The sequence below is a fragment of the Turicibacter sp. St.80E1 genome, assembly GCF_059728495.1.
The window spans coordinates 718,743-737,649 of record NZ_AP039386.1; the positions used below are offsets into that span (position 1 = coordinate 718,743).

20 protein-coding genes are annotated in these 18,907 nt (G+C 37.3%); 19 read left to right on the forward strand and 1 reads right to left on the reverse strand.

The features are described 5' to 3' along the window. Positions 1-83 precede the first annotated feature (83 nt). The 7 genes from AC6I0I_RS03585 (at position 84) to AC6I0I_RS03615 (ending at position 5,498) form a co-directional block, all read left to right on the forward strand. The gene (locus AC6I0I_RS03585) at positions 84-395 is read left to right on the forward strand and encodes a DUF1540 domain-containing protein (protein WP_161830762.1); all 312 of its coding nucleotides are present in this window, start codon (positions 84-86) and stop codon (positions 393-395) included. Between the two features lie 240 nt (positions 396-635). Continuing rightward, positions 636-1,334, forward strand: a complete 699-nt coding sequence (locus AC6I0I_RS03590) for a 5'-nucleotidase (protein WP_161830763.1) — start codon at positions 636-638, stop codon at positions 1,332-1,334. A gap of 80 nt (positions 1,335-1,414) precedes the next feature. Then, entirely contained in the window at positions 1,415-2,395 is a 981-nt protein-coding gene (locus AC6I0I_RS03595) for a 5'-nucleotidase (RefSeq protein ID WP_161830764.1), read from the forward strand. A 49-nt stretch (positions 2,396-2,444) separates the two neighbouring features. Continuing rightward, a complete protein-coding gene (locus AC6I0I_RS03600) occupies positions 2,445-3,419 on the forward strand; it encodes an aldo/keto reductase (RefSeq protein ID WP_161830765.1) in 975 nt (324 codons plus the stop codon). 102 nt (positions 3,420-3,521) lie between these two features. After that, positions 3,522-4,325: a hypothetical protein gene (locus tag AC6I0I_RS03605; RefSeq protein WP_161830766.1), complete on the forward strand. Its 804-nt coding sequence runs from the start codon at positions 3,522-3,524 to the stop codon at positions 4,323-4,325. Between the two features lie 245 nt (positions 4,326-4,570). Beyond that, a complete protein-coding gene (locus tag AC6I0I_RS03610; protein WP_161830767.1) occupies positions 4,571-5,020 on the forward strand; it encodes a DUF4430 domain-containing protein in 450 nt (149 codons plus the stop codon). Next, positions 5,010-5,498 carry a hypothetical protein gene (locus tag AC6I0I_RS03615; protein WP_161830768.1) on the forward strand — a complete coding sequence of 163 codons (489 nt, stop codon included), beginning with the start codon at positions 5,010-5,012 and terminating at the stop codon, positions 5,496-5,498. The genes AC6I0I_RS03610 and AC6I0I_RS03615 overlap by 11 nt, the downstream gene beginning before the upstream one ends. Before the next feature lie 9 nt (positions 5,499-5,507). Here the strand turns inward: AC6I0I_RS03615 and AC6I0I_RS03620 are convergent, their stop codons facing one another. Beyond that, positions 5,508-6,332, reverse strand: coding sequence for a site-2 protease family protein (locus tag AC6I0I_RS03620; RefSeq protein WP_161830769.1), 825 nt, complete (start codon positions 6,330-6,332; stop codon positions 5,508-5,510). A 582-nt stretch (positions 6,333-6,914) separates the two neighbouring features. On the opposite strand from AC6I0I_RS03620, the gene AC6I0I_RS03625 reads away from it, so the two are divergent. The 12 genes from AC6I0I_RS03625 to AC6I0I_RS03680 all read left to right on the forward strand — a co-directional run bounded on the left by AC6I0I_RS03625 (position 6,915) and on the right by AC6I0I_RS03680 (position 18,906). Further along, entirely contained in the window at positions 6,915-8,066 is a 1,152-nt protein-coding gene (locus AC6I0I_RS03625) for a YecA family protein (protein WP_161830770.1), read from the forward strand. A 126-nt stretch (positions 8,067-8,192) separates the two neighbouring features. Beyond that, positions 8,193-9,173, forward strand: a complete 981-nt coding sequence (locus AC6I0I_RS03630; RefSeq protein WP_161830771.1) for a LacI family DNA-binding transcriptional regulator — start codon at positions 8,193-8,195, stop codon at positions 9,171-9,173. Positions 9,174-9,351: 178 nt separating this feature from the next. Continuing rightward, on the forward strand, positions 9,352-10,791 hold the full coding sequence (locus AC6I0I_RS03635) for a sucrose-specific PTS transporter subunit IIBC (RefSeq protein WP_262953529.1): 1,440 nt from the start codon (positions 9,352-9,354) through the stop codon (positions 10,789-10,791). A gap of 20 nt (positions 10,792-10,811) precedes the next feature. Then, the gene (locus tag AC6I0I_RS03640; protein WP_262953528.1) at positions 10,812-12,284 is read left to right on the forward strand and encodes a glycoside hydrolase family 32 protein; all 1,473 of its coding nucleotides are present in this window, start codon (positions 10,812-10,814) and stop codon (positions 12,282-12,284) included. A 14-nt stretch (positions 12,285-12,298) separates the two neighbouring features. Further along, the gene (locus AC6I0I_RS03645; protein ID WP_161830774.1) at positions 12,299-13,246 is read left to right on the forward strand and encodes a carbohydrate kinase family protein; all 948 of its coding nucleotides are present in this window, start codon (positions 12,299-12,301) and stop codon (positions 13,244-13,246) included. A gap of 167 nt (positions 13,247-13,413) precedes the next feature. Continuing rightward, positions 13,414-13,704 carry a hypothetical protein gene (locus AC6I0I_RS03650; protein WP_161830775.1) on the forward strand — a complete coding sequence of 97 codons (291 nt, stop codon included), beginning with the start codon at positions 13,414-13,416 and terminating at the stop codon, positions 13,702-13,704. A gap of 18 nt (positions 13,705-13,722) precedes the next feature. Further along, positions 13,723-14,808 carry a hypothetical protein gene (locus tag AC6I0I_RS03655; RefSeq protein WP_262953527.1) on the forward strand — a complete coding sequence of 362 codons (1,086 nt, stop codon included), beginning with the start codon at positions 13,723-13,725 and terminating at the stop codon, positions 14,806-14,808. Positions 14,809-14,937: 129 nt separating this feature from the next. Further along, positions 14,938-15,801 (forward strand): patatin-like phospholipase family protein, encoded by an 864-nt coding sequence (locus AC6I0I_RS03660; RefSeq protein WP_262953526.1) that lies wholly within the window; start codon positions 14,938-14,940, stop codon positions 15,799-15,801. A gap of 153 nt (positions 15,802-15,954) precedes the next feature. Then, positions 15,955-17,034: an AI-2E family transporter gene (locus AC6I0I_RS03665; RefSeq protein ID WP_161830778.1), complete on the forward strand. Its 1,080-nt coding sequence runs from the start codon at positions 15,955-15,957 to the stop codon at positions 17,032-17,034. A 150-nt stretch (positions 17,035-17,184) separates the two neighbouring features. Next, the gene (locus tag AC6I0I_RS03670) at positions 17,185-17,976 is read left to right on the forward strand and encodes a formate/nitrite transporter family protein (RefSeq protein WP_161830779.1); all 792 of its coding nucleotides are present in this window, start codon (positions 17,185-17,187) and stop codon (positions 17,974-17,976) included. A 151-nt stretch (positions 17,977-18,127) separates the two neighbouring features. Then, positions 18,128-18,688, forward strand: a complete 561-nt coding sequence (gene ruvA / locus AC6I0I_RS03675) for a Holliday junction branch migration protein RuvA (protein WP_161830780.1) — start codon at positions 18,128-18,130, stop codon at positions 18,686-18,688. 14 nt (positions 18,689-18,702) lie between these two features. Beyond that, positions 18,703-18,906: a hypothetical protein gene (locus AC6I0I_RS03680; RefSeq protein WP_161830781.1), complete on the forward strand. Its 204-nt coding sequence runs from the start codon at positions 18,703-18,705 to the stop codon at positions 18,904-18,906. Position 18,907: the final 1 nt, after the last annotated feature.

An 18,907-nucleotide genomic window follows, 5' to 3' on the forward strand; every position in this document is an offset into this window, starting at 1 on the left:
TATAGAGAGTTCAAAGAATAAAAAGTAAAAAAAAAGGGAAGATAATGTACGTGAGGTTATTTATTTAAATAGGAGGTTTTAACATGGCAATTAAATGTGGAGCACATAATTGTGTACATAATGATAATCACGGAAACTGTTATGCGGGTGTGGTAAATGTACGTGGTGCACACGCGGTGACAACAGATGAAACCATGTGTAAAAGTTTTGCCGATCAAGATTTAAGAGCAGACGCTGAATTTGCAATGGAATTTAATGCAGCACCTAAAAAAGCAGGCGTAACTAATATTAAATGCGGAGCATGCCAATGCAAACATAATGAAAAGCATAAATGTCATGCGCATGATGTTCAAATTAACGAAGTAACAGCAAGTTGTGAAACATTTGAACAATAATAGAGATTGTAAACGTCATTAAAATTTTTCATGAGTCTAAGGCGATTTATTCTAGAGTTATAAAACGTCTTAGGCTTTTTTATATTGTAGTAGCCGTCATGAGTTTTTTTCACAAAACTGCTAGTCACTCGCGAAAGTAAGGTTAAATGCTTAGCCATGACAGATATTTTTAAATGGATGTTCTAAAGGAGAGAGGGGCTATCATATACTATGATACATAGTTTAGAGGAGCGAAAATAGATGGAGAGATTGAATATTGGCGTAGATTTAGATGCTATTTTTGAGATGCAGATTAATGAACACAATTGTTATAATCCAGGCCTTTTATTGCCTTTTTGTCAGCGGTTGATGGGTTTAAATCATCAAGTTGTTGAATTGTTTGTCTTCTCCATGCACGATCCATCCATTTCCTCTATCGTTTTTGACAGTTTATCTTATTACGGGTTAAATATTAATCAGCTTATTTTTACCGGGGGGGAGTCGACGGTTTCATATTTACACGCGCTTGAAGTTGAGGTTTATTTGTCATTTGATGAAAAAGGTATTAGGCAGATGAAAGAAAGCGGAATTCTTTCTGGACTTTTGACGAGACAGGGATATAAGGAAACCTTAAGTTTTATTTTTGATCATCGGTTATTTTTAGATGAGATAACGTATCCGGGCCTTGGAAAGTGGTTGCCTCTCATTGGATATTTACAGCAACAAAAGTATCCGATATCGGTTGAATTAATGACGACACGCACGTGTAGTGTTGACCGACTGGTGCTAGAACTTTTTAAAGAATCAAATTGTAAGATTAATGCGATGTGTTTTATCGCATCAGGAAAGGGAGAGGATTTAATTGAACTCTATTCGCCGACGGTTTATTTTTCCGCCTGCTCTCAAGAGGCGCTCAAACCTCTCCCTAATGCAGAGTGTATTTTAAATATTGCCTTTTAGCATGAGTTGATAAAGTAAAAAGAAATCGCTATAATAAGGTTAAGTGGTTATCCCATAAAATGTAAAAAGAGGTGATTGAGATGGCGTATGATTTAAGTGACAAGTTAGTTGTGGCAATTTCAAGTCGAGCATTATTTGATTTAGAATATGAAAATACGATTTTTGAAAAAGAAGGAATTGAGGCCTATACGCGTTATCAAATAGAGAATGAGAATACTGTTTTAGCTAAAGGAACGGCCTTTCCATTGGTGGAGGCGTTACTAGGTTTAAATGAGAAATTCGAAGAGCCTATCGTTGAGGTGATTATTTTATCAAGTAATAGTCCGGAAACTGCCTTAAGAGTATTTAATAGTATTGCAGAGTATAAGTTAGATATTGTACGTGGGGCATTTACTGGGGGTGAGGCAAAACATCCTTATTTAGGAGCTTTTAATATTGATCTGTTTTTATCACGAAATGAAAAGGAAGTTCAAGATGCCATTGATCAGGGGGTTGCAGCAGCACTTGTTTATGATACTCCAAGAGATTACCACCCTAATCAAAAAGAAATCCGTATTGCATTCGATGCAGATGCTGTTGTTTTCTCGGATGAATCGGAGTTAATTTATAAGCAAAAGGGATTGGAGGCCTTTTATGAAAATGAAAATGAAAATGCGGAAAATGCAATGAATGAAGGGCCATTCGCCAAACTTTTAAAAACATTATCGAAAATAAAAGAAAAAGAAGATACGCTTGTCAAAATCGCGATTGTTACGGCTAGAAATTCTCCAGCGCATAAACGCGTTATTTTAACGTTACGTAAATGGGGATGTAAGGTTGATGAGATGTTCTTCCTAGGAGGGGTTGCAAAGGATAAAGTATTGAAGGCCTTTAATGCTCATATCTTTTTTGATGATCAAGATCATCACGTGGGACCAGCTTCTCAATTGATTCCGTCGGGACGTGTTCCGTATAAATCAGATTCTATGCTAAATCAATTGAATCAAAATCAGGAACAACAGGAACCATCCGTTCAGGAACATCATGAAGGGGCGACAGAAGAATCATATCATGGTGAATGATGAGGAGAGCAGATGAAATAAAAATAGAGAAAGAATTGGGGAATGAGACGTGGAAAAATTTAAACTAGGAATGAGTGACCAAATGGTATCTCAAATTGCCCTCGGTTGTATGGGACTAGGGGGATCTTGGAATAAGAGTGAAGGGATGACAAAAGAAGACGAAATAACAGCTGTTAAAGCGGTAGAGGCAGCACTTGAGCAAGGAATTAATTTTTTTGACCATGCGGATATTTATAAAAATGGCAAATCGGAAAGCGCCTTTTCTGCGATTTGGGAGGCTAATCTTGTGGACCGAGAGTCAATTTATATTCAATCTAAGTGTGGGATTCGATTGGCGGATGACTTATTTATGGGCTCTGCTCCCCACTATGATTTAAGTTATGCTTATATTATGAAGTCGGTTGATGGTATTTTAAAACGTTTGAAAACGGATTATTTAGATACGTTATTACTTCATCGTCCCGACGCCTTAGTTGAACCTGAGGAGGTAGCGAGAGCATTTCGTGATTTAAAGGAACAACAAAAGGTCCGTTATTTTGGGGTGAGTAACCATAATGCAGCCCAGATAGCTTTATTACAATCGTATTTAAGTGATCCGCTTGTGACGAATCAATTAGAGCTTTCGTTAGTTCAGTCTCAACTTATTGATGAGGGATTAAACGTAAATTGTGCAGTGAATCCCGGAAATTATCGAAATGATGGAACCTTTGAATATTGCCGTTTGAATCAATTAACGATTCAAGCTTGGTCTCCCCTTGCAGGTGGGCAATTAGCAACGAAGGAAGGGAGAGAAGTGTATCCTACATTAGTTCAAACGATTGAACGTTATGCAAAGGAATACGAGGTTAGTTTTGAGGCTATTATGATTGCCTGGTTACTTCGCCATCCGGCTCATATTCAGCCGATTGTGGGAACAAAGACCCCATCGCGTATAAAGGCTGCTTGTGAGGCAACACGTATCTCGTTAACTAAAGAGCAGTGGTATCATTTATATAATAGTGGATTAGGAAAGCATTTGTTATAAAAAGGTAGGAACCGATGTTCCTACCTTTTTATATTTGTGGTGAGTATAAAAAAAAGATTTAGGGTCATTTTAATAGTAAAGGCTAAAAAGGGGTGAAAAGGGATGAAACTCAAATGGATATATCTTACGTTCGCATGTATGTTAATCTTGGTTTTGTTTGGATGTGAGATGGAGGCAGAGGACGGGAAGGCGAATCGTCATTATATTCAGATTGAAGAAATTGAACTAGTTGATGTATCACTTGAACGAGAAGAAGGAAGCGAGGTAGCCGTTTATCAAGCAAAAATAAAAAATCGTTCAAAACACACGGTTCAAGGTGTGACCATTGAGGTTGAACTAAAAGATGGGCAACATACGACCATTGTGACCCAGGATACGTTAAAACCTGGGGATACGAGCGGATGGATTCGCTGCGTTGGGCCACAGAGTCTAAAATTGAAAGATTTAAAAAAGACTCGCTTTACTATTAAAATGATTGATGAGGAGAATCAAGAGACCGTGGTGATGTATGATGTCGGACGCGATTTTTATACGTATAGTGAATCTACTGAACGCGAGACGATTAACCCTAAGGTAAAAGTTGACGATATTGAATTTGTTAATCCAACGTTTGCACCGGAAGGGGCAGGGGTTAAGCTTCAAACGTATTTAAAGAACAATTCTTCACATGCGATTCAAAATATAATGTATACATTTGAGGACGATTTAGGTGAGACCCATACCCTTTATCACCCATTAGAAATTGGGGGGAATCAACAAAGCTCCCTATTAACAACGTCAAATTTATCAAAGAAAAAATGGAAGGATTATCAATTTAAACGGGTGAGTTACACGTATCAGGATAAAGGACAATGGGTGCGTGTTGTCTATGATGTTCGTCTTGATCAATACTTTAAAGAGGAATAGAAAAAAACACTGAAAATCCCATCAGTGTTTTTTTGAAGGAAGCATTTCATCGTCAACACAAGCGCCTCATCGCCCGGTGACACATTGAAAAATATGAAAGTGTACCAACTTTAGTATGGTTCACTTTTTCAATAAACATACAGTTTGATTGAAAAAAGTATTTATTATTGTGTATATTTCGTTGTTCCGCTATAATAAGGGAGTTTAGGGTCAAATGTTTTATTTTAGGAGAGGATGTGACTGTGTTGAACTTCAAAAAGATACTTATCGCTTTCGCGGTTATCGTGATCGGGGTTACGTTGACTTATACCTTCTCGCCAACTGATGGTGAACGAGAAGAAAAGGAGCTTGTTCTCACGGTAATTGATGAACAAACCTCATCGGTTTTACTTGATCATCAAGTGTTTAAGACAAATGCAAGTTCCTTGGGTGAATTTTTAAGAGAAAATCATGAAGCATTACAGTTAGAGGCTGAGGAATCTAAATACGGACTATACATTACAGGAATTTTAGGTTTGAGTGCGAAAGACAATGGTCCCTCGGGTCCTTTTTGGCTTTATCAATATGAGTCAAAAGAGCAGGGAATCGTCATGCCTCTTGGTCAGGCCCCTAGTGCTGATCAACTTCCCCTTTTTGATAAAGATGAGGTGACTTTCCACTATAGTTCCCTGCTAGGGGGCGAAAATGAAGGTTAGAGAGCTTGCGAGGATTTCCGCTTTGGCTTCCTTGCTATTTATCATTTATCATTGTGGCTCACTGGTCCTCTATGTCGAACTGTTTAACTTTACCGTTTTACTTTATGGGATATCTTTACCTAAACGACAAGCTATTTTATCTGTCTTAATCGCGTGTTTACTCATTGTTCTTGTTTATGGAGCCCAACCATGGACGCTGATGTATGTGCTTATTTTTCCAACCTACGCGATTATCTATCATTTGATTGGCCGGCGTCTAAGGTCAGAATATGTTGTTGCGTGTTTAGGGTTTTTAGGTGCCTTTTTATCGGGGACTCTGATTGACCTTCCCTTTATTTTCTTAAGTGGTATGACAGGTAGGGCATTAGGGATACACTTATTATTGGGATTTCAGACGTCTGTTGGAAACGGTGTGAGCACTTTTCTGGCTACAATCTTTTTACTTCCAATTTTATCTAAGGTCATGAAAAGAGTCTGAGTAAAAAACTCAGACTCTTTTTTTCTTTTTATGTGATGAGATAAGTGGTGAAACGAGTCGTTTAATCAATAAGAACCCAACGACGATCAGGGCCCACTTTATCATGTCATGTTCTGATAAATATGTTTTAATGATACGGTGGTAGGCCTCGTTGATTAAAGGTAAGCAGGCAGCGATGAGAAGTAGTATTCCGATTAATTGATTAATTAAAATTTTAATTTGTTCTAACACTGCTTCTGAAAGTCCTATCCTTTGAAGAATCGGATCCGTATAAAGGGAAATCATCTGTCCTCCGTCAAAGTAAGGAATAGGAAGTAAGTTAAAGAGAAACAGAAGAAGATTCATAAAAATAAAAATGAAGAGAACAAATTGTCCCGTTGTAAATTGATTGGCGATCATTCCAATTGATTCTGCCATTCCAACATGGGGTGCCAAAAAATGATCGATAGAAAAGAGGGTAAAGAGTGTCTTTATAAAATTAATAATCATTTGATTAAAAGCCAAAAATCCAGCAATCGGTGATGTTTTAAGGTAGAGTGTAGTCGCACAAACAGCGGCTATATAGTTAAAGGTGACTCCAGAACCTAGGACGATAAACTGTTTTAAACGTGAAAGAGTTAATTCCTGATTTTGCGGATAGATGGTCACGCCTCCACCAGGAATAATGTTGAATCGGAATGTCGTGGATTTTGTTTTAAACGTGAAGAATTTAAATCCCATTCCCGTAATAACGTCTGTGGCCTTAATACCGAAAAGATAGGCTGATGTATAGTGTCCAAGTTCATGAATAAAAATGCTCAGATAAGCAACTAAAACATACCAAAAAACGGCCATAAAATTCCCCCCCTTTTTTTATGGTGATATTACTATACTATATGCATGTATTTTAGTAATCATGACGTTTAGGGGAGGGGGGATATTCCTATATTTTAGATTATTTGGATAAATGTTCGTTGGGATGATGAAATAAATGGAAAATCTGTTCGCTATTCTACAAAAAGTGATATAAGATTTCAAAAAAATACAACAAAATCATTTATTTAACGTCTTTTTTTTTGTATAATACGATTAGTTTTCATTTTTTAATGGATAATTGGCACGTTTATCAAGTGTTGTACACGGCATGAATCATCAGAACATAGATGAAGAAATACAAGTCGATGTTTTGGTTTTGGAGTTGTATAAAGAAATAAGGTCATGAAGTAAGGTGTGCGCCATCAAAACCAAAAGAATCCGGGAAATGATTAAGACGTCAATGTCTTATTTTAAAAATGGAATCGTTTGGGTTGAGTCGTGCTATGCATTAATCATGGTGATTGAGGTTGGCGATTGCTAACGAATCTTGCGACTCAAAAGGGCGGATGTTTAACGTTCGCTAGGTTGAGTTGACTTTTCTTTTGTAAGGTGGGATTACTGATGCAAAATATCAATGATATGGTGAAAGAATCAATGGTTTCGAATGTCATTAAATGTGAGTATACAGAAAGTTTCGAGACGATTTTAAATAAATTAAAGAAAACACAGTTAAAGTCAATTGTGGATGCCCATGGTTTAAAGGGGTGTTCGGCTTTAGCGAAAGGTGGACTCATCGAGCGTATTAAAGAGACGATTAGTGATGCTAACCGACTTGAGTATATTCTTTGCGGATTTGATGAATTAATGATGAGTGATTTTGTCATGTTAGCAAACGAAGCGTATGTAACACAAGATGCGACATTAAGTGGATGTGTCCTTGTGTTATATCGTTTAGGTTACGTTTTGCCGGTGATGAAAGATAAGGAAGTTGTCTATGTCATGCCTGAAGTGGTTAAAGAGGCATACAAAGCCATTGATTTAACAACGTTAGAGGCGACTAAAGCCCGTGCAGATTTAATTTATCTTTATATGAAGGCTCTTGTTAATTTATATGGTGTGTGTGAGTTTAATCAATTAGTAACTGTCTTTAATCAATACGAAGAGGGAGAGTTAACCCCTGAGGAAGCCTTAAATGTGCTGTTTTGTAAATTAACCTTTAAAGGGGATGTTCAGTCGTTTGGGCCTTTATTTGTGAGCGACGCATTACTCATGGATTCAGAGATGGAGGCGGTTAAGTTATACGATCTTCATCAAGATAAGCCATACTATATGCCGACCAAAGAGGAAGTTTTAAAATTCGGAACGGATCAAGGAGATTGGACAGAGGAGCTTGAAAAAGTAGAAGCGTTTATTTTTGAGCATATTGTTCATAATGATCAGGAGGCACATGAGATTACAGATGCAATTGGCGTATCTTTTGCCTACGAGTATCAACCTAAATACGCCTTTATGTTACTAGAGGACCGTGGGGTTGAAATTGGTGCATATGGGACAAGTCAACAATTAATGGTATTATTAACGGATGCCTATAACCACGCCCGTACGTGGGAAAACAAAGGATTCCGTCAAATCGACTTAAAAGATAGTCAACAATCAGAGAGTGCACCAATGATTGTACCGATGATTAATCCAGTTAAATCGACAAAAGTAGGTCGCAATGAACCATGCCCATGCGAGAGTGGTAAAAAATACAAAAAATGTTGTGGACGATAAAATAGTTAAGACACCAATTCGTTTTTTATAAGCGATTGGTGTTTTTTTATGACATATTCTGAATGTTTGTCCGTGAGGAATGGTATAATCTAATTAATAATAAAGTCAGAAAAAGGTGAGTTTAACGTGTCAACGATTAAAGAGGTAGCAAAGCGAGCAGGAGTTTCTGTTGGAACAGTGTCAAAGGTAATTAATAATATCGCGGTGAAGCCGAAAACAAAACAGGCTGTTGAGCTAGCTATTAAAGAATTAAATTATGAACCTAATATTTATGCACGTGGTTTAAAAGTTAACCGTACTCATACTGTTGCACTTATTATTCCAACAGTATGGAATCCATTTTATGGGGAATTAGCTTTTCATATTGAACGTTATTTAAGGGAAAAACAATATAAAATGATTCTTTGTAATTCAGAGGGAGATTACGTAACAGAACTTGCTTATTTTACAATGGCGAAACAAAATCAGGTGGATGGAATTATTACGGTTACTTATAGTGATATTGAGTCTTATATTTCTAACAGTATACCATTAATTAGTATTGATCGTTTTTTTAATGATAACATTCCCTATGTGAGTAGTGATAACTTTTCGGGAGGAGCTTTGGCGGCCAAGCATTTAGACGATGTAGGTTGTCAATCCGTTTGTTTTATTGGGCACGGATCAAAGAAAGATAATGCCACAAGAAATCGGAGAAAAGGTTTTGTTGACTATTGCGAAAGACATCAAAAATCCTATCTGATATTTGATGATCAGGGGCATCATGAAACCTTTCAGAGAAATTTAGAATTATTTTTAAAAAAAGAGGTCATCGAAACATCAACGATTGATGGAATATTTGCAGTAACGGATGATTACGCCTTTCAGGTGATAGACTACGTAACAAAAAATGGGAAGAGGATTCCAGAAGATGTTCAGATTATTGGTTTTGATGGAATTAAATCTTCAGCAACGGATGAAATTAAAATTACAACGATTTGTCAGCCGATTGAAGAAATCGCTAAAATGAGCGTTAATGGGGTGATCGCCTTAATTAATAAACGAGAGGTTTCCCATGAGGTATTATTGCCTGTTCAGCTTTTCCAAGGAAAGACAACGAAAGGATAGCTTGTTAATCAGGGTATCCTTTTCTTTTTTTAAAAAAACGGGAAGCGTTTTGTTTTTTGTTGTTGACAGGGGGACTTTTCCCATAGTATACTGAAAATATAAAAAGTGAAACGTTTCATTATTTTTTTGATTTTGAAATGAAACGTTTCACTTTTGGAGAGTTAGAGGAGGGAATCATGTGAAACAACAAAAATATCAAGAAACGGCGAGTCAAATCCTTTTCCTTGTCGGGGGGAAAGATAATGTTGTTCGCGTTGCGAGTTGTGCCACACGTTTACGCATTGTGGTTTGTGAGGATCAAAAAATAGATGTTGAGCGGATTGAATCGTTAGACTTAGTGAAAGGAACCTTTAATAATGGGGGACAGTTTCAAATAATACTTGGGACTGGAATCGTAGATCAAGTTTATCAAGAGTTTCTGAAGCAGAGTGGGATTCAAGAGATGGGAAAAGAGGAGTTAAAAGAGGTAGCAGGGACAAAAATGAACGTATTTCAGAGAATGCTTAAGTCATTAGCCGATGTGTTTGTCCCTATTTTACCTGCCTTAGTTGCGGCGGGATTACTTATGGGATTAAATAATGTCTTAACTGCACAAGGTTTGTTTATCGAAGGGAAGTCTTTAATTGAGTCGTATCCGCAAATGGCAGACTTGGCAGAGATGATTAATTTATTTTCAAATGCAGCGTTTACTTTTTTACCTGTTTTAATTGGTTTTTCAGCGGCAAAGATTTTTGGAGGAACGCCCGTATTAGGTGCCGTCATTGGGGCAATTATGATTCATCCGGATTTATTAAATGGCTATAGCTATGGACAGGCTTTATTAGATCAGACGATACCTGTTTGGAATGTTTTTGGATTTGAAATCGCAAAGGTGGGGTATCAGGGAACAGTTTTACCAATTATTGTGTCGGCATTTGTGTTAGCAAAAGTCGAACGTAAAACACGAAAAATCGTTCCAGCTATGTTTGATAATATTATTACCCCGTTAGTTGCTGTGCTAGTAACGGCTGTTCTTACGTTTATCGTCATAGGTCCTATCATGCGAATCGTCGGGGACGGATTAACTGAGGCAGTCATGTGGTTATTTTTCTCTTTAGGTCCTGTTGGAGGGGCTATTTATGGGGTAGCTTATCCGTTATTAGTGATTACGGGAATGCATCACTCATTAGTTACAGCAGAAACTCAGATTTTAGCGAATATTGGGACACTAGGTGGATCACCTACTTTCGCTGTCGTTGCTGCCTCGAATGTCGCCCAAGGAGCAGCGGCGTTAGCCGTGATGTATTTGATGAAAAACGATACTAAAATGAAAGGATTAGCTTCGGCATCGGGAGTGTCGGCGTTACTTGGTATTACTGAGCCGGCAGTCTTTGGGGTTAATCTGAAGTTAAAATATCCGTTTATTGGGGCATTAGTTGGTTCAGCAGTAGCAGCGGCTTATGGAACTTTTATGAAGGTCTTATCTGTTTCACCAGGGCCTGCTGGGTTACCTGGTGTGATCGTTATTCGTCCAGAATCAATGTTTCAATATATGGTGACTTTAGGTATCGCATTTGTCGTTGGATTTATCGCAACGCTCATGTTAGCGCGAATGTTTAATAAAAAAGTCAAAGGTTAGATTGCAAAGGAGTGTGTCAGATGGAGTGGACAACAGAGCAACGTTATCGACGAATTGAAGAAGTCTCGAAAGAAGAATATGGGAAATTAATTGATCAGGTGAAACATTGCCCGTATCGACAAATGTATCATATTCAGCCCGTCACAGGGTTATTAAATGATCCAAATGGATTTAGTTATTTCAATGGGGAGTACCATTTGTTTTATCAATGGTTTCCACTAGGACCCGTTCATGGGGTGAAGTACTGGTATCATACAGTATCGAAGGATTTAGTTCATTGGAGAAACGAAGGAATCGCCTTAGAACCTGATCGTCCTTTTGATAGTCATGGCGTCTTTTCAGGAACGGCCATTGAAAAGGACCACCAGTTGTATTTAATGTATACGGGAAATGCGCGTGATAAAGATTGGGTTAGGTATCCAACGCAATGTTTGGCAGTGATGAACAAAGAAGGGAAGATAATGAAATATGAGGAACCGGTAATTAAAAATAGGCCTTATCAGGTAACCGAGCATTTTAGGGATCCAAAAGTTTTTCAAGTAGGAGACATGTATTATTGTCTTATTGGTGCTGAGCTAGAAGGAAATCAAGGAACTGTTGTTTATTATCAGTCAAAAGACTTAGTGGAATGGACCTACAAGGGTGAGGTGAAAACCTCATTTAAAGGAAATGGATTTATGTGGGAATGTCCAGACTATTTCACCCAAAACGGGAAGGGGGTCATGATTCTTTCACCGCAGGGAATGGAATCACAGGGAGATCTTTATAATAATATTTTTCAATCGGGGTATTTGATTGGGGAAGAAATTGATTGGCAGAATGGTGTATTTAAACATGGGAGTTTTGTTGAGTTAGATCGTGGATTTGAATTTTACGCTCCTCAAACGATGCAAGATCCAAGTGGAAGAAGGATTTTAGTTGGTTGGTTTGGTCTACCAGGTGTTGATTGTGTGAGTGATGAAAATGGTTGGGCACATTGTTTGACGATTCCACGTGAATTAATCGTGGAGGAGAATAGATTATGGCAACGTCCGATAAAAGAACTAGAGCAATTGCGAAAAGAAGCGCATACCGTCACGCACCTTTTGCAACAGGAATCAATCTCTTTTGAAAAAATTAACGGAATTGTTTATGAACTAACGGCTGAGTTTACCGAGATTAAAGCTCAAGTTGTCGGGATTAAACTTCGTAAAGGTGATAACGAAGAAACGGTCTTTTATTACGATTTAATCAATCGAAAACTTGTGTTAGATCGTTCAAAATCAGGACGTACATGTGGGGATGAATATGGAACGGTGAGAAAATGTCACTTTGATGAAAAACAATTGAAACTACAAATTTTTGTTGATGTTTCCTCTATTGAAATTTTTGTAAATGATGGGCTTGAAGTATTTTCTACACGAATTTTTACAAAAATTGAAAGCGCAGGCATTGAATTCTTTACGGATGGAATGGTACAATTGAAGACAACCAAATGGGGATTAAATGTTTAGAAAGAGGTGTAATAATGGCAAAGGTAATTTGTCCAGGTGAAGTGTTAATTGATTTTATTTCGCTTGAAAATGGTAAGAAGTTAGTAGACGTAGAACGTTTTCAAAAGAAGGCAGGAGGGGCTCCTGCAAATGTAGCAACAGCGCTTGTTAAATTAGGTGCATCGGCTGAATTTGTGGGTGCGGTTGGAAAGGATTCGTTCGGTAAGTTTTTAATGGATACACTTGAGCGTTATCAAGTAGGAACAAAACACGTGATTAAGGATGAAACGCTTGGAACGACAATTGCCTATGTTTCAATCGATGAGCAAGGGGAACGCGATTTTGAGTTCATGCGAGGGGCAGATGGAAATCTATCACCTGATCAAATTGACTTTGAAGCATTTAAGGATTGTAAAATTGTTCATTTAGGGAGTGCAACGGCCTTATTAGGAGATAAACTTTATGAGGTTTATAAGTCATTTATTTCATTTGCTATCGAGAATCATAAGTTTATTTCATTTGATCCAAATTATCGCGAGGCACTTTATCATGATAAAAAGGAATTGTTTATTAAACATTGTAAGGAAGTAATTAAATCGGTTGATTTGATTAAAGTATCAGAGGAAGAAGGACAGATTATTACGGGGGAAACGGATCATCAGAAAATGATTTTAGCATTGCATGAGTTAGGGGCTAAAATTGTAACGTTAACACTTGGAAAAGAGGGGTCCCTCATCTCAATTAATAAAATTTATAAAGTTGAGAGTGTCCCAGTTAACATGATTGATTCAACAGGAGCAGGTGATGCTTTTATCGGAGCACTATTATCCCAAATTGCGAACTTAAACAATCCGAAAGAAATTTTAACGGATGAAGCAATGTTAGTCGAGTTTACCCAAAATGCGAATAAAGTAGGTGCGTTAACAACAACAAAATTGGGAGCGTTAGACTCTATTCCATCATGGGATGAAATTGCGATGTAATAAAAATTGGTATAGGTAGAAGGCGAAGAATTTCTTCGCCTTTTTTTATGCCGTTCATTTGATGCAGGGTGAGGGTGTAAGAAAAAGCTCGTTGTTTTTGGGGCATATTTCTTCTTTTTAAACAATAGGATAATAATACAGTCAGGTTAAAAGAAGGAGGGTAAATTATGGAGAGAAGTTTTAAACGTGTTCGCGTTGTTGTTGTGCAACCCGATGAACAAGTATATTTTGATCGTTATTATACGGATCCATTAGGTGCCATGGATAAATTTAATTATTTTTGTAAATTAGCAAAAATTAATTATCCGCAACAGATTGAGTTTGCGATGGAGCGAACAGCTCTGTATAATGAAATGACGGCTTATTTTCCTTATAATGAAATTAATCCATCGAATCAATCAGGGTTTGTTCAAGTTTCGATGTATTTTGAAGTCGACCGTTTAAGAGCGGCTGAATAAGAGATTGGATGAGGAACCATGAGACATTTAAATCCGACGTTATATGAAGTGATTCAAGAATGGGCAAATGATTTGCCGATTGATTACGAGGTGCAAAGAGAAGGGAATACACGAGACAATTTACATAATTCAAAGGAAAAAATTGTAGCTTGTCTCATCGAACAGTTTCCGATGAGTTATCGTCAATCTTACGAAGTTTATAGTGACCTCTTTAATCAATCTGAAATTTTTTCGGTTTATCATTCGTTAGACACAATCAATGTTTTAGCGATGGCCACCGGGTCTGGGGGCGATGTATTCGGCTTGATTCATGCCTTTGAAAAATATTTTAAAGGTAAAACGATTCATATTTTTTCTGTTGAAGGAAATGAGGATGCCCTTCAAAGCCAAACTAATTTATTTAAACGGTATATCGAGGGCAACCTCATCGCAAATAAGGTTCAGTTAGTTCCAATTCCCGCGGTGATACAGCCAGGGTTGCGGGGATTAAAGGAAGAGTTAAAGGACCGCTGTTTTACTCCGTATGGTGTTGAAAAGTTTGATTTGATGCATGGGTTTAAATGGATGAATGAGAAATCAATTCGAGGATGGTTTCATCCGTACCACTTTTACGCCTTCCTCAACTATCATCTATTACCAGACCGAGTAGCCGTTTGGTTAGAAACGGTGGATTTAAAGTCGCAATATCAGGGGGATCGTTCGCTGTCACAAAGGGCTATTTTTGATTATGTAAAGTATTGTCACCATTTTCAGGAGAAAAATCATTTAATGGCCTTAACTCCGACGCCGTGTATTGCGCGGCATTTAAGCGGGAAGCGGAAACAGTGTGAGGGGTGTCTCGGATGTTTTGATGAGATTGACACGTATGTTAAATCAATGGATGAACGCGCTAACCGATGGCAAGGTCAATCTATATTTGTGATGAAGTTTGCAAGTGGGCCTCTTGGAAGAGAGTTATCGAAATATTTGCAAGATGAGCATGTGGGGTATCAAACGGCCTTCTTTAATGGGCAACCACATTTTTGTACGCTCAATTCAACAAAAGAAATGAAAAAAGTAGCCAATGCCTTTGTGCTTGGAAAATTATCAAAACAGGAAAGTTAGTATGAACGAATAGTTTATACTAACTTTTTTTTATGTGCGGTGGAGGTAGAACATTAAAAAAGTTTGGGCGGGTAGGTACTGTTAGGTGAACATTGTCATATTTTATGTTAGATGGAAAGGAGGGATAGCATGAAAAAAATAGGTTTAGTTTTATGCGGAGGTGGGGCAAAGGGCGCGTATCAGGTTGGTGTTCTGCGTGTGCTTGAGGAATTTGGACTATTATCCCATATCCATGCCGTGGCAGGATCTTCCATTGGAGGAGTCAATGGTGCGTTATTTTTGCAATATACGCCAGAAGAAATGGAAAAGTTTTGGCTCAATTGCCCGTGGTCTTCTATTTTTTCAATCAGCAAAGAAAATATGAATCGAATGAATCAAATTGTAGATTCTATAAATTATCGAAAAATCCCTTCTTTTATGGGGATGATGAATCTAGCAGGCATGGCTAATCAGGTTGGCTTACCTTTAAAAAGGAAGGGGTTTGATAAAGTTTTTCGTTATTATTTAAATCCTGTTTCAATTCAAGAGGATCATCGTGATCTTTATATTGCCTGTAAGGAGTCTAAGTCTTCACGACGACGTTTTTTTAAATTGAATGATCTTTCTTATCACCAGATGAAAGGTGTTCTTTTAGCGACAACTGCCGTGCCAGGATTATACGAACCTGTTTCGATTGAAGGGGTTAATTATGTTGATCCAATGAAATCGGAGTTGGCTCCTCTTCGCCCCTTATTATCAACGGATTGTGAGACTATTATTGTTGTTTATTTGGATCCACGTTCAAGAATTGGAAAGTCCTCGATTGAAGGAAAAAGAATTATTGAAATTTTTCCGAGTAAAGAGCTGGGGAACGGAATTTATGGATCGTTTGATTTTAGACCGGAAGTGTTGAAGTATTATATGGATTTAGGCAGTGAGGATGCGTATCGAATTTTATATCGTGTGTTGAGGGAGAATCCTCAGTCGCCAAACCGCGTGCGGGTGAAAAAATAGAAGGTTATGCCATGTAATAAATTGTGAGAAAATAAAATTCGTTAACTTTTTGTAATGGGTTTCCTGCAGTGTTTTGCTGAATAAATAAAAGCAGTTGATTTAACCCTCTCTTCTTTGACCATAATACAGGAAATAAAGTTAGAGGTGAGAGGGATGACGAAGGAAACAGTAAAGTATAGTCTATTTTTAACTATTTTTGGGGTTTTATTTTATCGCCTAACCGGCTATCCCGAGTTTTTTTATCGTCTGATAGGGTCCGTTGTAGGGATTTTTAAGCCATTTTTGATTGGAGCTATTTTAGTCGCGTTAACGAACCCTATTGTCCTTTGGTTTGAAAGACGGCTAAAATGTTCTCGTGGGTTAAGTATCTTTAATGCGTATTTGGTTATGGTAGGGGGAGTCCTTTGTTGTGTTGGCTTAATTATCCCATCGTGTTTAGTTGGAGTGTCTGAGTGTATTATGGAAATCACGAAACATATTCGATCTTTAGATTCAAATCAGTTTGGCTATGAGGTGATAGAGAGAATTCCGTATTGGAATGAGATTTTGGCATATATAGAGGAAAATATCCAAAGTATTAGTCAAAGTACATTTCGCATTGTGAATCAGTTATCGACTTCTTTATGGTCCTCACTGATAGGCGTGTTAGCCGAGATTTTACAATGGTTTTTAGGTTTTACTATTTCAATTTATTTAATCATCGATCAACAGAAGGTTTTTTGTTCGTTCCAACGTTTTTTAGCAGGCTATTTTCCAAGGCAAGAAGAACGGGTTCTTTATTTTACCCGATTTACTTATCATACGTTTCAAGATTATATGGTAGGCCGGTTATTGGATTCATTAATTGTTGGTCTGCTTGCGCTAATCGGTTTTTCGGTCTTGAAGGTACCCTATGTTTTATTGTTTTCTTTTATTGTTTTTATCACCAATATTATTCCGTATTTCGGTCCTATCATTGGAGCGATTTTTCCGATTGGTATGACGTTGATGATCGATCCCATTCGTGCGATTTGGGTCGCCATTTTCATTTTTGTCTTACAGCAACTGGACGGAAATGTGATAGGACCTAAAATTATGGGGGATTCTGTTGGTTTATCTCCTCTTTGGATTATTTCTGTTGTTATTTTAGGGGGATCCCTTTTTGGTTTTATCGGAGTCTTTTTGGCTGTTCCTATATCGGCGGTTATGAAAGAGGTTTATGAGTTAATGTTAAAGAAACGTTTAAAAAGATAAGTTTAGGTATATCGTCCTCAAAAGTATAAAATAGCGCTTTACGAATAAAAAAGTAGCCAAATACATTTGAAAAAATGATGGAAAAGTGGTATTTTATTAAAGGAATTATAAAAAAGAAAAGTTAATGTATTAGTAAATGGAGGAATTGGTATGCAACAGCCACGTATGTTATCGGCTAAGGAAATTGCAAATGAAGTTGTTGAAGTTGGAAAGTATAAGGTAGCGCGTAAAGACAGTGTCGTTCTTGTTTCGGGAATGTTAGCGGGGTTATTTATCGCATTAGGGTATACGGTTTATTTACTTGTTTACGGACAAATGACAGACCCATATGCAGGAAAAATTGTGGGGGCATTTTTATTCCCTGTTGCCTTAATTTTAATCTTATTAACAGGAGCTGACTTGTTCACTGGAAATACATTAATCGGTAAGGCTTACTTTAAAAAAGAAGTAAAATTAGGTGCGTTTATTAAAAATTTAGTTTTAGTTTGGATTGGAAACTTCTTGGGAGTTTTACTTGGAATTGGTTTGTTAGCAGGTGCAGAGTTATTTACAAATGGTGTGAACCCTCATGTTGCTGAGAATATTCGCCATTTAGCAGAAGCAAAAGTTAGCTTATCGACATCAGCAATTTTCTTCCGTGCAATTTTATGTAATATTTTAATTGCTGGTGGAGTTTACGTGGCATACGCGGCTAAAGACGTGGCAGGTAAATGTATCTTAAGTATTTTAGTTGTTGCGGTCTTTGCATTAATGGGAGTAGAACACTGTATTGCCAATATGTTTGTTTTAGGAATGGGGAAAGTTTTAGGGGCAGATGCTTCTTATGCAGGGATGGCTTGGAACCTATTTATTGCAACAATTGGTAACATTATTGGTGGATTTGTCATCGTTATTCCATATTACTATAATTTCATTCACTCTTATAGACATAAAAATCATTAAATCGATTATAAAAAAAGTGTTAATTCAGTCCGTGATTGAGTTAACACTTTTTTTAGTTTATAACTTGCAACCATAGAACTAATGTTTGTTTTTCTCCTCTTTTTAGCTGTCTCTTTTTATGTTATAATGGGCGATAAAGAGGTGATTTGAAATGTTCGCTTATTTAAAGGGACACACATCGTATGGTGGAAAGGATTTTGTTGTCATTGAGGTTAACGGAATCGGGTATAAGGTTCATACAGCGAATCCGTATGAGTTTAAAAAGGGAGAAGCTGTTCAGGTTTTTACACATCAGGTGGTATCCGAGAATGAAATTAGTTTGTATGGGTTTAGAACCCTAGAGGAGCATGATTTATTTATTAATTTAATTAGTGCTCGTGGAATCGGTCCGAAGACAGCCTGTGCAATTTTAGCGATGAAAGACATGAATGGCTTACGTCAGGCTATTGAAAATGGTGATGCGAAGTATTTATGCAAATTTCCTAAAATTGGTCCGAAGACAGCCCAACAAATTATATTGGATTTAAAAGGGAAGCTTGTGATTCCAGAAGGTCCATTATTTACGAATCCTGGTTTAACGGAGGCCATTGAGGCATTACAGGCGCTTGGTTATGGGGATAAGGAATTAACGAAGGTAAGGACGGCCTTCAAGGATACAACGGCTTCCGTTGATGAGATTATTAAAAAGGGATTGCAATTATTGGTTAAATAAGGGGGATATTTAAAATGGGGAAAGGACAGCAAGTTAATCCGTTTGGAATAGGGGGAGCTTTTGTTCAATATTGTCTTGATCAAGGCATTTTGCACTTAGAGATGGATAAAAATCATGAAATTAAATATTACTTAACCGATCAAGGTGAACGATTATTAAAAGAAAATTTTGGTATTGTTTTATCAGAATGTGCCAAAATAAATAGGAAAGAAGGTTAGA